Genomic DNA, 14,732 nt, shown 5'->3' with positions numbered 1-14,732 from the left:
GGTTCCGATAAAATGCCGTCGGGTCAAAGGGTTGACCTCGCGCAGGATCACGCCGCGGCGCTGCCGTCCGCCAAGTTGCGGATCAGCTCGGCGAAGCGGTCGCCCTGGACCAGGACGTGGGCGCGCAGCCGCTCGCCGGCCGCCGCCTCGTCCCCGGCCAGGATCGCCGCGACCACGCCCTCGTGCTCGGCGAGCGACTGGCGCAGCCGATGGCGGACGCGCAGCTGGATGCGCCGGAACGGCGCCAGCCGCCGGCTCAGGGTCAGCGCCTGCTCGCACAGGAAGCCGTTGCCGGACGCCCGGTAGATCACCGCGTGGAAGACCGCGTTCTCGGCGTAGTAGGCCTCGGTACCCTCCCCGGCGGCGACGCGGCAGGCGTCGAGCGCCGCCACCAGGGCGCTCTGATGCGCCTCCGTCAGGCGCCGGGCGGCGAGGCGCCCGCAGGCCGCCTCCAGCTCCGCCATGGTCTCGAACATCTCGAACAGGCGGGCCGGCTCGGGGGTGCTCACCAGCGCGCCGCGGCGCGGCTTGACCTCGATCAGGCCGGTCACCGCGAGCTGGAGCAGCGCCTCCCGGATCGGCGTGCGCGAGACGCCGAACCGAGCCGCGAGCTGGCACTCGTCGAGCCGGTCGCCGGGGCGCAGGACCCCGTCCACGATCTCGTCCTCGATGGTCTGACGCAGCCTCTGGGCGTGGTTCACGCGGGCCCGGTCCGTGCGGGTCTCGTTCATCCGGGCTTCGCTCATGGCCGGTCCCGCCTTCCCTTGCGGCGATATTATGCACCGGCGTTGACAAAATATACAAGATCGGTGTCACCTGCGTACACGAGGTGGCGGGCACACGACCGGTCCGACGCCGACAGCGCGAGACGCGAAAAAGAATCCGCGCTCCGACCGGAGGAAACGCCATGGCTCTCACCCGCCGCACCCTCGTGGCCGCCGGCCTCGCCGCGCCCGCGCTGATCGGTCTCGGCCGCGCCGCGCAGGCCGCCACGACGCTCAAGATCTCGCACCAGTTCCCCAGCGGCACGATCGACGAGGGCGACTTTCGCGATCGGATGTGCCGCAAGTTCGCCGCCGCCGTGAAGGAGCGCTCGAAGGGGGCGATCGAGGTCCAGGTCTATCCCGGCTCCTCGTTGATGAAGACGAACGCCCAGTTCAGCGCGATGCGCAAGGGCGCGCTCGACATGAGCCTCTATCCCCTGCCCTATGCCGGCGGCGAGGTGCCGGAGACCAATATCGGGCTGATGCCGGCGCTCGTGACCTCCTACCCGCAGGCGATGGCCTGGAAGTCGGCGCCGGTCGGCCGCAAGCTCACCGAGATCCTGCTCGCCAAGAACATCGTGCTGGTCTCCTGGGTCTGGCAGGCGGGCGGCGTCGCGAGCCGCGAGCGGCCTCTGGTGCGTCCCGAGGACGCCAAGGGCCTGAAGGTCCGCGGCGGCTCGCGCGAGATGGACCTGATGATGAAGGCCGCCGGCGCCGCGACGCTCAGCCTGCCCTCGAACGAATCCTACGCGGCGATGCAGACCGGCGCCTGCGACGCGGTCATCACCTCCTCGACCAGCCTGATCTCGTTCCGGCTGGAGGAGCTGTCGAAGTCCCTCACCTCGGGGCGGGGCCGCTCGTACTGGTTCATGCTCGAGCCGATCATGATGTCGAAGACCGTGTTCGACGCCCTGCCGAAGGACCAGCAGGAGCTGATCATGGCGGTCGGCGCCGAGCTCGAATCCTTCGGCCAGGAGGGGGCGCAGGCCGACGACACCCGGGTCGAGCAGATCTTCGGGAAGGCCGGCGCCAAGGTCGAGACCCTGGACGAGGCGACCCTGGGCAAGTGGCGCGACATCGCCCGCGACTCCGCCTGGAAGGACTACGCGGCGAAGTCGTCCTCCTGCGCCGAGATGCTCAAGCTCGCGGAGGCGGTCGCGTGAGCCACGCCTTCGACGCGGCCTCCGCCGCCGCGGAGCCTGAACACCGTGCCGCGCGGGCCCGGCTGCCCGGGCCGCTCGCCGCGATCGAGTCCGCGATGGGCGGCCTCAACCGGGCGATCCTGCTCCTGGGCGGCATCGCCCTCGTCGCCGCCTGCCTGGTGCTGAGCTACAGCGTCGTCGTCCGCTACCTGCTCAAGGTCCCGACGGAGTGGCAGGACGAGACCGCGGTTTTTCTGATCGTCGGCGCCACCTTCCTGTCGGCGGCGGGAGTCCAGGCCCGGCGCGGCCACGTCGCCATCGAGGCGCTGACCGGCCTCCTCTCGCCGCGGGCGAACCGCATCCGGCTCATCGTCGCCGACGTCGTCAGCCTCGGATTCGTGGCGTTCTTCGCCTGGAAGAGCTGGACGCTGCTGCACGAGGCCTGGGTCGACGGCCAGATCTCGCAATCGACCTGGGGGCCGCCGCTCTGGATCCCCTATTCGCTGATGGCGCTCGGCATGACGCTCCTGGCGCTGCAGTTCCTGCTCCAGATCGCCGAAGCCCTCGCCCGCGGGCCGGCGGCCGCCGGCTTCGCCGATCCGAAGGTCGGCCTCGGGCCCGACCTCGTCCGGGCGAAGAAGCAAGACACGAAGGATTCCGCCCGATGAGCACCGCGATCATCGGCACGCTCTACGCGGGTGCCACCCTCGGCGCGATGCTCGCCGGCATCCCGATCGCCTTCGCGCTCGGCGCGGTGGCCCTCGTCTTCATGCTGGCCTTCATGCCCGGCGCCTCCCTCGATACGGTGGCGCAGAACGTCTACGAGGAGATGGCCTCGATCACGCTGCTGTCGATCCCGCTCTTCATCCTGAAGGGCGCGGCGATCGGCCGGTCGAAGGCGGGCCAGGACCTCTACTCGGCGATGCACGCCTGGATGCACAAGATCCCCGGGGGGCTCGGCATCGCCAACGTGTTCGCCTGCGCGCTGTTCGCCGCCATGGCGGGGTCGAGCCCGGCGACCTGCTCGGCGATCGGCTCGGCCGGCATCCCGGAGATGCGCCGGCGCGGCTATTCCGGGGGGTTTGCCGCCGGCATCATCGCGGCGGGGGGCACGCTCGGCATCCTCCTGCCGCCCTCGATCACCATGATCCTCTACGCGGTGGCGGCCGAGCAGTCGCTCGGGCGGCTCTTCCTCGCCGGCATCGGCCCGGGCCTGCTGCTGGTGCTGCTCTTCGCCGGCTATTCCGCCTGGCGCTTCCGGCGCGAATTCGCCGCCGCGCGGGCGGCCTACGAGACCGGCGGGACCGCGCATCCGATCCTGGCCGAGGACCGCTACTCGATGGCGGAGCGCTTCTCGACCTTGCCGCGGGTGCTGCCCTTCGTGGTACTGCTGACCGGCGTGATGGTGGCGCTCTACGGCGGCTACGCCACGCCCTCCGAGACGGCGGGCCTCGGCGGCCTCCTGGCGCTCGCGCTCATCGCGGCGATCTACGGCGTGTGGCGGGCCGGCGACGTGAGCCCGATCCTGACGGCGACGCTGCGCGAATCCACCATGCTGATGCTGATCATCGGCATGTCGCTGCTCTACGCCTACGTGATGAGCTACCTTCACATCTCGCAGGCCGCCGCCGCCGCGATCGTGGCGATGCAGCTCTCGCCCTGGCTGCTGCTGCTGACCATCCTGCTTCTGGTGGTGGGCCTCGGCTTCTTCCTGCCGCCGGTCTCGATCATCCTGATGACCGCGCCGATCATCCTGCCGCCGCTCAAGGCCGCCGGGTTCGATCTCGTCTGGTTCGGCGTCGTGATGACGATCACCATGGAGATGGGGCTGATCCACCCGCCGGTCGGCCTCAACATCTTCGTCATCAAGAACATCGCCCCCGACATCCCGCTCTCGGACATCATCTGGGGCACCCTGCCCTTCGTGATCCTGATGGCGGTGGCAATCCTCCTGCTCTGCCTGATGCCCGGTATCGCCCTCTGGCTGCCGGATCTGCTCTTGCCCTCGACCAAGTAGGGGCGCCACCATGCAGGGACCGCCGCCGGAGCCCGTCCGCGACACCCGGCGGCGCTCCGTCCTCCCCTCCGCTGACGCAGCGGAGCCCTATCTAACGCCGGGCGGTGCGCGGGTTGCGCGCGGCCGTCCCCGGCAACCCGATGGTGAGCAAGGCTCCATGGCGGCGATCTCGTTCCTCGGCGACCTCCTCCAGAGCATCTCGGACCGGGGCCGCGGGCTGATCGCCTTCGGCCGCGACGACCCCGCCAAGGCGAGCGTCGCCGAGGTGGTGAAGCTCTGCGAGGACCTGATCTCGCGACGCGGCGAGGCCTCCGGGGTCGCGCTCGCCCGCATCATCCTCGACCGCTACGACAGCTTCGGCCGATCCGACCGGCACGACTTCCTGCGCCGGATCGCCCTCGAGTTCGGGGCCGACCACGACGCGGTCGGCAGCGCCATCGCGGCCTACGAGAAGGCGCCGTCCCGCGCCACGCTGGGCCGGCTGCACGAGGCGGCCGAGCCGCGCTCGCAGGAGCTGATCCGCCGGCTCAACCTCGCCCGCGACGGCACCATCGCGTTGGTGCGGATGCGCGAGGACCTGTTTTTGCTGCGCGACGCCGCCCGCAAGGCCGACAAGCCGGATGCGGCGCTGGCGGAGGCCGTCGACAGCCTCGATTCCGACTTCGAGCACCTGTTCGCCTCGTGGTTCAACCGCGGCTTCCTGGTGCTGCGCCGGATCGACTGGACCACCCCGGCCCACATCCTGGAAAAGATCATCCGCTACGAGGCGGTGCACGCGATCTCGGGCTGGGACGACCTGCGCCGGCGCATCGAGCCGCCGGACCGGCGCTGCTTCGCCTTCTTCCACCCGGCGCTCCTCGACGAGCCGCTGATCTTCGTCGAGGTGGCGCTCACCACCGCCATCGCGGCGGCGATCGACCCGATCCTCGCCCACGAACGCCGGCACACCGACACCCGCGAGGCGACGACCGCGATCTTCTACTCGATCTCGAACTGCCAGAAGGGGCTGGCCGGCATCACCTTCGGCAACTTCCTGATCAAGCAGGTGGTCGAGGACCTCTGCCGCGAGATGCCGGCGCTCAAGACCTTCGTGACGCTCTCGCCGGTGCCGGGCTTCCGCGCCTGGCTCGACCGCGAGCGCCGGGCCGACGCGCCGCAGGGGCTGACCCGCGAGGATGTCGAGATCCTGCGCGCCCTCGACCAGCCCGACTGGCACACCGACAAGGCCAAGGCCGACGCGGTGAAGAAGGCCCTGCTGCCGGCCGCCGCCTACTACTTCCTGCGCGCCAAGACCCCGCGCGGCAAGCCGGTCGACCCGGTGGCCCGCTTCCACCTCGGCAACGGCGCCCGGCTGGAGCGGCTGAACTTCCTGGGCGACGTCTCGCCCAAGGGCCTGTCGCAAGGCCACGGCCTGATGGTGAACTACCTCTACGACCTCGCGGCGATCGAGAAGAACCACGAGACCTACGCCAATCTCGGCACGGTCTCGGCCTCCCTCACCGTCAACCGCGAATTGCGCCAGAACCTGCCGCCGGCCCGGTCGGTGGCGCTGGCGGAAGCGTAGAGAGCATTCCCCTCTCCCGACAGATCCCTGGCGTGCCCGGGATCTGCAAACAAGCAACGAAGTCGGGCGGGCCCGACTTCGTTGCAGGGAGAGGAGACACCCCCCGTTCTTCGAGTGGACGGCGTGGCCGCCATCTCGCCGACGATTGAAGAGTCCTCCCATGTCCAACCACTTCTTCGACATCGTCCGCTCCCGTCTCCCCGCCGATCCGGCTGGAAAAACGTTCCTCGAGACACCCGAGGGCCTGCGCTGGAGCTACGCGGATCTCGTCGCCGAATCCGGCCGCTACGCCGCGGCGCTGGTCGGCCTCGGCGTCGCGCCCGGGGACCGGGTGGCGGTACAGGTCGAGAAGAGCCCGGCGGTGATCGCGCTCTATCTCGGCTGCGTGCGGGCCGGCGCGGTCTTCCTGCCGCTCAACACCGGCTACACCCCGGCCGAGATCGCCTATTTCCTCGGCGACGCCGAGCCGGCCCTGTTCGTCTGCGATCCGGGCAAGCTCGACGCGCTGAAACCCGTGGCGGAGCAGGCCGGCGTCAAGCAGGTGGGCACCCTCGACGCCGAGGGCGAGGGCACGATCGCGGCCGAGGCCGCCGGCCAGACCGGCGACTTCGCCGACGTGGCTCGCAGCCCCGACGATCTCGCGGCGATCCTCTACACGTCGGGCACCACCGGGCGCTCGAAGGGCGCGATGCTGACCCACGACAACCTGTCGTCGAACGCGCTCACGCTGGTCGAGTACTGGCGCTTCACGCCGGACGACGTGCTGATCCACGCGCTTCCGGTGTTCCACACCCACGGCCTGTTCGTCGCCACCAACACGGTGCTGATGTCGGGTGCGGCGATGATCTTTTTGCCCAAGCTCGATCCGCCGCGGATCCTGTCGCTGATGGGCCGCGCAACCGCGCTGATGGGCGTGCCGACCTTCTACACCCGCCTGCTGAAGGAACCGGGCCTGACCCGCGAGGCGGCCGCCGGCATGCGCCTGTTCGTCTCCGGCTCGGCGCCGCTGCTCGCCGAGACCCATCGCGAGTGGCAGGAGAAGACCGGCCACGCGATCCTCGAGCGCTACGGCATGACCGAGACCAACATGAGCACGTCGAACCCCTATGACGGCGACCGGGTCGCCGGCACGGTCGGGTTCCCGCTGCCGGGCGTCTCGCTGCGGGTGGTCGACCCGGAGACCGGCCGGGCGATGGAAGCCGACCAGGTCGGGATGATCGAGGTGCGCGGCCCCAACGTGTTCAAGGGCTACTGGCGCATGCCGGAGAAGACCGCCGCCGAGTTCAAGGCCGACGGGTTCTTCATCACCGGCGACCTCGGCAAGGTCGATCCGCGCGGCTACGTCCACATCGTCGGGCGCGGCAAGGACCTGATCATCACCGGCGGCTTCAACGTCTACCCGAAGGAGGTCGAGACCGAGATCGACGGGCTGCCCGGCGTGCTCGAATCGGCGGTGATCGGCGTGCCCCATCCGGATTTCGGCGAGGGCGTCACGGCGGTGGTGGTGCCGCGCGGGGCGGAAGCCCCGAGCGAGGCGGCCATCCTCTCGGCCCTCGAGAGCCGGCTCGCCAAGTTCAAGTTGCCCAAGCGCGTCATCGTTGCCGAAGAACTGCCGCGTAACACAATGGGCAAGGTGCAAAAGAACTTGCTGCGCGAGACGCACAAGGGGTTGTACGAGGGTTGATACCGGCGACCGCATCCCGAGATGTTGACGATCGGAGATCGGCTGACCCTGAAGGAGGTTCAGGGTGTGAGAGAGCGAGAGAATCGGGCAAACCGATCCGCGGCGGCACCAGCCGCCGCCCGGAGGCCCGATCCATGACCGCCCGCTTCGCCCTGATCGATGTCTTTCACGACGACGCCTTCACCGGCAACCCGCTCGCCGTGGTGAGCGGGGTCGAGCCCGACACCGCGACGATGCAGGCGATGACCCGGTGGTTCAACCTGTCGGAGACGGTCTTCCTGCTGCCGCCGACCGATCCGGGGGCCGATTACCGGGCACGCATCTTCACCCTCGCGCACGAATTGCCGTTCGCCGGCCATCCGACGCTGGGCGCCTGCCACGCCTGGCTGGCGTCCGGCGGCGTGCCGCGCCGGGATGGGCGGATCGTCCAGGAATGCGGGACCGGCCTCGTGCCGATCCGGCAGGAGGCCGGCCGCCTGGCCTTCGCGGCGCCGAAGCTCTTGCGCGAGGGGCCCGTGGACGATGCCCTGATGCGGGAGATCCTGGCGGTGCTGCGCATCGCGCCCGAGCGGGTCGTCGAGGCGCGCTGGTGCGACAACGGCCCGGGCTGGGTCGGGGTGATGCTGGCCTCGGCCGAGGAGGTGCTGGCGGTCGAGCCGGTCCGACGGATCGAGGGCCGGATCGATGTCGGCCTCGTCGGTGCCCACGCTCCGGGCGCAGACGTGGCCTGGGAGATCCGCACCCTGTTCGACGGCGGCGCCGGCGCGCTGGTCGAGGATCCGGTGACCGGCAGCTTCAACGCGGCGGTGGCGGGCTGGCTGCGCGAGACCGGCCGCGCCGCGGGGCCCTACGTCGCCGCGCAAGGTACCAAGCTCGGCCGCCGCGGCCGGATCTTCGTCGATTACGACGGCGCCGACTGGATCGGCGGCCGCACCCTCACGGTGGCGGAAGGGGTCCTCCCCCTCGACCTCAATTCGCGTAGGTGAACACGCCGTCGCGCCAGACGTAGAGCACGTAGCCGGGTGCCGTGACGTCGCCCTTCTGGTCGAAGCCGACATTGCCGAGCACCAGGGTGAAGCGCTCGGAATGGAGCGTCTCGGCAATGGCCTTCGGGTCGGTCGACTTGGCGAAGTTGCCGGCCTCGACAAGCGCCTGGAGCGCGGCGTAGCCGTAGAGGGTGAAACCGGCGGGATCGATCCCGTCGGCCTGCAGCGCCTTCACGGCGGCGGCCGCCTCGGGCTTGCGGCGCAGGTCCGGATTGAAGGTCATCAGCACGCCGTCGCTCGCCGGGCCGGCGAGCGCGCCGAACTCCTTGGTGGCGATGCCCGAGGTGCCGAACCATTGCGGGCGGAAGCCCGCTTCCGCGGCCTTGCGCACCAGCTTGCCCATCTCCTGGTAGTGGCCGCCGTAATAGACCACCTCGATCCCCGCGCCCTGCAGGCGCTTGATCAGCGCCGCGTCGTCGGTCTGCCCGGGCACGATCGCGGCGAACAGGGTCTCGTTCTGACCGATCTTGTTGAGGTTGCCCTTGGTCGACTCGGCGAGGTTCCGCGACAGCGGCGTGTCGTCGTAGAGGATCGCGATCTTCTTGTCGCGGAAGCGCTCGGCCAGGACCGTGGCCGAGAGCCGGCCCTGGTCGTCCTCCCGCCCCGAGACCCGGAAGATGGTCGGCAGGCCGCGGTCGGTCAGGCGCGCGGCGTTGGAGGCCGGGCTGATCATCACGGCGCCGGCCGCCGCGTAGACGTCGGAGGCGGCGAGCGAGGCGCTCGAGCAGACGTGCCCGATCACCAGCCGCACGCCGGCGCGCACGAAGCGCTCCGCCACCGCCATCGCCTGGCCCGGGTCGCAGGCATCGTCCTGCACGTCGAGCACGATCGGCTCGCCGCTGATGCCCCCGCGGGCGTTGGCGTCGCGCACGGCGGCCTGCACGCCCTGGAGCACCTGCTCGCCGATCCCCGCGACCGCGCCGGTGCGCGGAACCGCGACCCCGACGGTCACGTCGGCCCGGGCCGGTCCCGCCCCGGTCACGAGCGCCCCGATCGCCAGCCACAGGGCGGCGACGGCCCTGGTGCGCGTCATCCCCGGCGCTCCCGCATGCAACGACCCACTCCGACCTCCGGCTCGGCTTCCTCGGCGTCTCGCCGGCCGCTTAGCACGACCGCAGCCCCCTTGTCCGGCGAGACCGACGGGCTTGGCCGACCGCCCGCTCTATCGGGCGCGAGCCCGCGGGGGCGCAAGGGGGCCGCGACGCGTCAGGGTGCGGCGAGAAGCATAGCACGGACGGCGCGGCTGGAATGCCCGCCGGCGCCGGGATAGGGACGGATCAACAGGAGGACGCGCGCGATGACACACTCTCACGGCATCCGGGTCGCGGTGCTCGACGATTACCAGGGCGTGGCGGCGGGGCTCGCCGACTGGGCCGGCCTCGGTCCCGACGTGGCGGTGGATTTCTTTCACGAGCCGGTGCCGGCGGCGGAGGCCGCCGCGCGGCTCGCCCCCTACGACGTGCTCTGCCTGATGCGCGAGCGCATGCCGCTCGACGCGGGCCTGGCCGCCGCCCTCCCCGCCTTGAAGCTCGTGGTGTTCACCGGCGGGCGCAACCCCTCGGTCGATACCGCGGCGCTCCAGGCCCGCGGCGTCACCGTCTGCAACACACGCAACGGCGAGGGCGGGATCGCCACCGCCGAATTGACGGTCGCCCTGATGCTGGCCTGCGCCCGCGCCCTGCCGCGGGAATTCGCCAACATGGCGCAGGGGCGCTGGCAGGAGACGCTGGGCGAGGGACTGGAGGGGCGTACCCTCGGCCTCGTCGGGCTCGGGCGGATCGGCGCCCGGGTCGCGGCGGTGGGCCGCGCGCTCGGCATGCGGGTAACGGCCTGGAGCCCGAACCTGACGCCCGAGCGGGCGGAGGCCGGCGGCGCGGCGCTGGCCACCCGCGACGCTTTGTTCGCGGAGAGCGACGTGATCAGCCTGCACATGGTGCTGGCGCCCTCGACCCGCGGGATCGTCGGGCCGACTGAGATCGCCCGGATGCGCCCGGGCGCGATCCTGGTCAACACCTCGCGCGGACCGCTGATCGACGAGGCGGCGCTGGTGGCGGCCTTGGCGCAAGGCCGGATCCGGGCCGGGCTCGACGTGTTCGACCGCGAGCCGCTGCCTGCGGACCATCCGCTGCGGAGCCTGCCGAACGCGGTGCTGACCCCGCATCTCGGCTACGTCACCGACAGCACGTTCCGGATGTTCTACGAGGACACCGTCGAGGCGATCGCGGCCTGGCGGCGGGGCACGCCGGTGCGGGTCGCGACGGCCTGAACGCGAAGGGCGGGCGCCGGGCGCCCGCCCGATCGCCCTTACCGGACGCCGGCGTAGACCGAGGCGCCGGCCGAGACCGGCGCCGTGATCGTCGAGAACACGCCGAGCACCTTCTGGACTTCCGTGAAGGGGGCGTTCGAGACGTAGACGAGGTCGCGGTTGCGCATCCGGAACGCCTGGCTGACGAACAGGCTGTTGGGGTCGCGCATGTTGATCCGGTAGACCACCGGCACGAAGTTCGAGGAGAGCAGCGGGCTGTTCGGGCGCATGCGACGCACCACCGAGGCCGGCTCGAACCGGAACAGGAACACGCCGGCCGGATCGGCCTGCAGGTCCGAGAGGCCGCGGGCCTTGGCCAGCGCCTGGGCGAGCGTGATGCCCTCGGCCGAGAACGGGATCTCGGATTGCGCGCCGAGCGCACCCACCGCCAGGAAGGTCTGGGGATCGCGCACCAGGGTGAGGGTGTCGCCCGGCCGCAGGAAGATGTTCTCGCGCGGGTTGGAGACGACGGCGGTCAGCGGCACCGTCGCGGTGGTGCCGCCGCGCGACAGCCGCACGAAGGTCTCGGAGACGGCCGCGCGCACGCCGCCCGCACCCGCCACCACGTCGAGCAGGCGGTCGCCCTTGGTGGAGAGCGGCACGCGGGCGCCCGCCGTCACCTCGCCGGTCACCGTCACGGCGGTGCTGGTCGGCTGGACGACGGTGACGATGACCTGCGGCTCGATCGCCTTGCCGGCGAGCTCCTGCTCGATCTGGGTCTGGACGTCCTGGACGCGCTTGCCCGCCACCTGGATGCGGCCGGCATACGGCACCGTGATGGCGCCGTCGCGGGTCACGGTCTGGGGCGGGATGGTGGCCGATTTCGAGCCGGAGGAGAACCGGTCGATCGACAGTGAGCCGGAGAACAGGCCGCCGGTGCTGGCCTCGTAGATCGTCACCGCCACGGTGTCGCCGACGCCGATGACCGGCTCGACGGAGGGACGCCGGTCGCCGAAGGACGCGAGCAGGCTGTCGAGGGGACGGCCGCGCAGGGCCTCGACCGTCGCGGCGTTGACGTCGACGATCTCGTAGCGGGCGAGCAGGCCCTGGTCGGTCGCCACGTCGGCGCCCGTCTCCACCGCGCTCGCCGTGGGGCCGGCCGCTGGCAGGAAGTTGGAGCAGCCCGACACCGCGAGCGCGGTGCACAGGGCGATCGGGATTGCGCGCATCAGGGAGATTGCTCGTCCTTCGCTTGAGAGTGGTCCCTAGCCGAGTCGAGGACCGCTGTCCGTGGCCGGCGTGTCACAGTGGCTTCGGGAGCCCTCCCCTAGGGCCGTCTTCCCCGCTAGACACAGGGCGGCGACGGGCCGGGGCGTGTCCTTCGTCCTGTCGTCCAACCACGACACTGGTTACCAAATCACGGCTTTAGGACGGCGCGGGCACCGGCCACGGGTCAGGACGGGGCCGAGCACGAGCGGATGGCGGGACAGAGATGACCACACAGATCGGCTTCACGCCGCCGGACCTGGCGCCGCAGGCCCCCGGGCCGGTGCGGCGGCGCCACGTCGTCTACCTGCCGGGCTACGATCCCGAGGCGGGCAAGCGCTACCGTGCGCTGTTCGCCCGCGAGTTCACCCGCTACGCCAAGCGCTTCGACCTCGCGAAGCGCAGCATCACCCGGGCCGAGACCCGCCCCGACGGCCTGGTCCAGACCTGGACCGTGGAGACCGGGCGGGCCGGCACCGAGACCCACACCACCTACGAGGTCCTGCTCTGGGACGACCTCGTGCGGGCGGATTTCCGCCGGCCCTTGATCGCCTCGATGGCGCTCCTCACCGCCGGCATCCTGCACGGCGTGGCGACCGGCAAGCTCTTCCGGCTCTACGGGCTGAACTGGAAGTACGGCAACGTCATCCTCTACCCGTTCGGCATGACGCTGATCCTCGCCGCCCTCGCCGCCGTGCTGGGCCAGGGCGTCGCCCATCTCGCCGCCGGCTGGCTGCCGGGCCTCGCCGCGGGACTCGTCGGGGCGCTCGCCGGCATCGGCCTCGTGCTGGCGGCGACCCCGCTCCTCGACCGGATCTTCCTGCGCCAGCTCATCAACGACTGGGTGTTCAACTGGCAGCACAGCAACGGCTGGCGCCGGGACTACGAGGACCGCCTCGCGCTGTTTGCCGCCCACGTCGCCGGGATCCACAAGGCCGGTGCGGTCGACGAGATCCTGATCGTCGGCCATTCCTCCGGCGGGCTCACCGCCGCCGAGGTCGCCGCCCGGGTCCTGCCCGCGACCGCCGGGAGCGCGCCGGGCCCGCGCCTGTCGCTCCTCACCCTCGGGGCCGGGCTGCCCCTCGTGGCCATCAACCCGCGGGCCCGCGGCGTGCGGGCCGAACTGATGAGCCTCGTCACCACCGACCGAATGGTCTGGGCCGATTACCAGGCGCCGCAGGACTGGATGAACTTCCCGGGCTTCAACCCCGCCCGCGACCTCGGCGAGACCCCGGCCGGCCCGGTCCGCAACCCGGTGATCCGCTCGACGCAGTTTCGCGACATCATCGTGACGGAGGTCTACCGCCGGATCTCGTTCCGGCCGTTCCGCATGCATTTCCAGTTCCTGATGGCCAACGACCTGCCCGGCGAGTACGACTTCTTCGCCCTGACGCTCGGTCCGCAGGCCCTGCGCGAGCGGGTGCTCACCCCCGCCATCGTCCCGCTGCGGCCCGAGACGCCGCCCGAGCCGGTGCCGGTCCACCGGGAAATCTGAGCAGGCCCCCGCATGACGAACGCCCCCTCGCCGATCCGCCTCGTCGTCACCGACGTCGACGGCACGCTCGTCACCGGCGACAAGCGGCTGACGCCCCGTGCCATGCGGGCGATCGCCGCTCTGCGCGAGCGCGGCATCGCCTTCACGGTGGCCTCGAGCCGGCCGCCGATCGGCCTGCGCGCGCTGGTCGAGCCCCTGGGGCTCACCCTGCCGATGGGCGCCTTCAACGGCTCGACGGTGGTGCGGCCCGACCTCTCGCTCGTCGACGAGGTGCTCATCCCCGAGGCGGCGGCCCGCAAGGCCGCGGCGCGGTTCTCCGCCGAGGGCGTCGACCTCTGGGTGTTTTCCGAGGGAGCCTGGCTCCTGACCGATCCCGCCGGGGCCTACACCGATCTCGAGCGCCGCACCCTCCAGGCCGAACCGCGTGTGGTGGACGACCTCGCGCCCCATCTCGCCCGCGCCGCCAAGCTCGTCGGGGTCTCGCGCGACCACGCGGCGCTCGCCGCCCTCGAACCGCGCCTTGCGAAAGAGATCGGCGAAGGCGCCGCGGTCCACCGCTCGCAGGCCTACTATCTCGACGTCACCCCGCCCCACGTCGACAAGGGCCATTTCGTCGCCCGCCTCGCCGGGGAGCTGGACATCCCGCTGGCCCAGGTGGCGGTGCTCGGCGACATGGCGAACGACACGGCGATGTTCGCCCGCGCCGGCCTGTCGATCGCGATGGGGAACGCCAGCGAGGCGGTGCAGCGGGCGGCGACCCGCGTGACGGCGACGAACGAGGCGGAAGGGTTCGCGGAGGCGATCGAGCGGTACGTGCTCGGTTGACGGGTCCCGCGCCGCTGATGCCGGGCGATCGGCGATAGCCGTGTCCCGGGGCATTCCCCTGTCGCCGCTCGCCTTGGGACAGGCGGGAGCGGCCGCGCGTTCGGGCCGCCGTCGCTCTGGCAGCGAACCCGGAATGCTTGGACCCGATCGGCTGCCGGTCAGTGCAGCGCGACGTGGTAGTTCACCCGCCTGGCATCGCCGAGGGAATCCACGATCTCGATGGTGAACCGGTCGTCGTCCGCCGGACCGGGCGGCACGCTGTAGATCAGGCGGGTGGCCGAAGTCTTCCGCTTGTTGCAGGCCGATCGCGGGTTGCCGGGCGGGAAGCTCGAGAATTCCGGCCCCTGCTCGACCAGGATCCGACCTTTCTCGGGCGGCTCGATCAGGTTGACGGTCATCGGACCCAGCGAGCGGCATGTCGGATCGACGGAGATGAACCAGCCGATCTTCAAAGTCGTCCCGGGCCTCACGACCTTTTCAACGGTGGGAACGGGCCTCTGCCATGCGAATGCGCTTGTCGGCAGCATAGACAGGAGGCCGGCCGCCAAGAAGATGGGTCGAGCTCGCATCGAATGTATCTCGCGTGTTGCTGGGATTCGCGATCGACCAGCTGCGAGAGTCTTACCGACCGACAATAGGTGACGCAAGGACGATACAAGATATGACAGTCGAAGTATCAGAGCC

The 14,732-nt window shown here is 71.0% G+C and carries 13 protein-coding genes; 9 read left to right on the top strand and 4 right to left on the bottom strand.

Annotation, left to right across the window (positions count from 1 at the left end; genetic code table 11):
- Positions 1 to 47 precede the first annotated feature (47 nt).
- Complete coding sequence (locus HPY23_RS22085; protein WP_060850886.1) at positions 48 to 701, bottom strand: GntR family transcriptional regulator; 654 nt, start codon at positions 699 to 701, stop codon at positions 48 to 50.
- 206 nt (positions 702 to 907) lie between these two features.
- On the opposite strand from HPY23_RS22085, the gene dctP reads away from it, so the two are divergent.
- The 6 genes from dctP (at position 908) to HPY23_RS22055 (ending at position 8,157) form a co-directional block, all read left to right on the top strand.
- A complete protein-coding gene (gene dctP, locus HPY23_RS22080; RefSeq protein ID WP_091889063.1) occupies positions 908 to 1,927 on the top strand; it encodes a TRAP transporter substrate-binding protein DctP in 1,020 nt (339 codons plus the stop codon).
- Entirely contained in the window at positions 1,924 to 2,574 is a 651-nt protein-coding gene (locus HPY23_RS22075; protein ID WP_091889061.1) for a TRAP transporter small permease, read from the top strand. Before dctP ends, HPY23_RS22075 begins: the two co-directional genes overlap by 4 nt.
- Positions 2,571 to 3,923 (top strand): TRAP transporter large permease, encoded by a 1,353-nt coding sequence (locus tag HPY23_RS22070; protein WP_060850237.1) that lies wholly within the window; start codon positions 2,571 to 2,573, stop codon positions 3,921 to 3,923. Before HPY23_RS22075 ends, HPY23_RS22070 begins: the two co-directional genes overlap by 4 nt.
- Positions 3,924 to 4,080: 157 nt before the next feature.
- A complete protein-coding gene (locus tag HPY23_RS22065) occupies positions 4,081 to 5,487 on the top strand; it encodes a malonyl-CoA decarboxylase (RefSeq protein ID WP_091889059.1) in 1,407 nt (468 codons plus the stop codon).
- A 160-nt stretch (positions 5,488 to 5,647) separates the two neighbouring features.
- Complete coding sequence (locus HPY23_RS22060; protein WP_091889057.1) at positions 5,648 to 7,171, top strand: malonate--CoA ligase; 1,524 nt, start codon at positions 5,648 to 5,650, stop codon at positions 7,169 to 7,171.
- A gap of 134 nt (positions 7,172 to 7,305) precedes the next feature.
- Complete coding sequence (locus HPY23_RS22055; protein ID WP_091889055.1) at positions 7,306 to 8,157, top strand: PhzF family phenazine biosynthesis protein; 852 nt, start codon at positions 7,306 to 7,308, stop codon at positions 8,155 to 8,157.
- Here HPY23_RS22055 and HPY23_RS22050 read toward each other — a convergent pair.
- Entirely contained in the window at positions 8,141 to 9,250 is a 1,110-nt protein-coding gene (locus HPY23_RS22050; RefSeq protein ID WP_060850241.1) for a branched-chain amino acid ABC transporter substrate-binding protein, read from the bottom strand. The two genes, HPY23_RS22055 and HPY23_RS22050, sit on opposite strands and share 17 nt — an antisense overlap.
- 264 nt (positions 9,251 to 9,514) lie before the next feature.
- Between HPY23_RS22050 and HPY23_RS22045 the strand changes: the two genes are divergently transcribed.
- Positions 9,515 to 10,483 (top strand): D-2-hydroxyacid dehydrogenase family protein, encoded by a 969-nt coding sequence (locus HPY23_RS22045; protein ID WP_091889053.1) that lies wholly within the window; start codon positions 9,515 to 9,517, stop codon positions 10,481 to 10,483.
- 38 nt (positions 10,484 to 10,521) lie between these two features.
- Here HPY23_RS22045 and HPY23_RS22040 read toward each other — a convergent pair whose 3' ends face one another.
- Positions 10,522 to 11,691, bottom strand: coding sequence for a polysaccharide biosynthesis/export family protein (locus HPY23_RS22040; protein WP_060850243.1), 1,170 nt, complete (start codon positions 11,689 to 11,691; stop codon positions 10,522 to 10,524).
- 263 nt (positions 11,692 to 11,954) lie between these two features.
- Between HPY23_RS22040 and HPY23_RS22035 the strand changes: the two genes are divergently transcribed.
- Positions 11,955 to 13,223: a lipase family protein gene (locus HPY23_RS22035; RefSeq protein WP_091889051.1), complete on the top strand. Its 1,269-nt coding sequence runs from the start codon at positions 11,955 to 11,957 to the stop codon at positions 13,221 to 13,223.
- 12 nt (positions 13,224 to 13,235) lie between these two features.
- On the top strand, positions 13,236 to 14,048 hold the full coding sequence (locus HPY23_RS22030; protein ID WP_091889049.1) for a Cof-type HAD-IIB family hydrolase: 813 nt from the start codon (positions 13,236 to 13,238) through the stop codon (positions 14,046 to 14,048).
- Positions 14,049 to 14,206: 158 nt separating this feature from the next.
- Here HPY23_RS22030 and HPY23_RS22025 read toward each other — a convergent pair whose 3' ends face one another.
- Entirely contained in the window at positions 14,207 to 14,596 is a 390-nt protein-coding gene (locus HPY23_RS22025; RefSeq protein WP_139235010.1) for a hypothetical protein, read from the bottom strand.
- Positions 14,597 to 14,732 lie beyond the last annotated feature (136 nt).

This window comes from Methylobacterium ajmalii (assembly GCF_016613415.1).
Taxonomy (GTDB): Bacteria; Pseudomonadota; Alphaproteobacteria; order Rhizobiales; family Beijerinckiaceae; genus Methylobacterium; species Methylobacterium ajmalii.
This window is presented reverse-complemented; position numbering and strand designations above follow the sequence as displayed.

Coding starts and splice junctions, on each gene's coding strand:
- dctP (WP_091889063.1), top strand. CDS start 908: ATGGCTCTCACCCGCCGCACCCTCGTGGCCGCCGGCCTCGCCGCGCCC.
- HPY23_RS22070 (WP_060850237.1), top strand. CDS start 2,571: ATGAGCACCGCGATCATCGGCACGCTCTACGCGGGTGCCACCCTCGGC.
- HPY23_RS22065 (WP_091889059.1), top strand. CDS start 4,081: ATGGCGGCGATCTCGTTCCTCGGCGACCTCCTCCAGAGCATCTCGGAC.
- HPY23_RS22060 (WP_091889057.1), top strand. CDS start 5,648: ATGTCCAACCACTTCTTCGACATCGTCCGCTCCCGTCTCCCCGCCGAT.
- HPY23_RS22055 (WP_091889055.1), top strand. CDS start 7,306: ATGACCGCCCGCTTCGCCCTGATCGATGTCTTTCACGACGACGCCTTC.
- HPY23_RS22050 (WP_060850241.1), bottom strand. CDS start 9,250: ATGACGCGCACCAGGGCCGTCGCCGCCCTGTGGCTGGCGATCGGGGCG.
- HPY23_RS22045 (WP_091889053.1), top strand. CDS start 9,515: ATGACACACTCTCACGGCATCCGGGTCGCGGTGCTCGACGATTACCAG.
- HPY23_RS22040 (WP_060850243.1), bottom strand. CDS start 11,691: ATGCGCGCAATCCCGATCGCCCTGTGCACCGCGCTCGCGGTGTCGGGC.
- HPY23_RS22035 (WP_091889051.1), top strand. CDS start 11,955: ATGACCACACAGATCGGCTTCACGCCGCCGGACCTGGCGCCGCAGGCC.
- HPY23_RS22030 (WP_091889049.1), top strand. CDS start 13,236: ATGACGAACGCCCCCTCGCCGATCCGCCTCGTCGTCACCGACGTCGAC.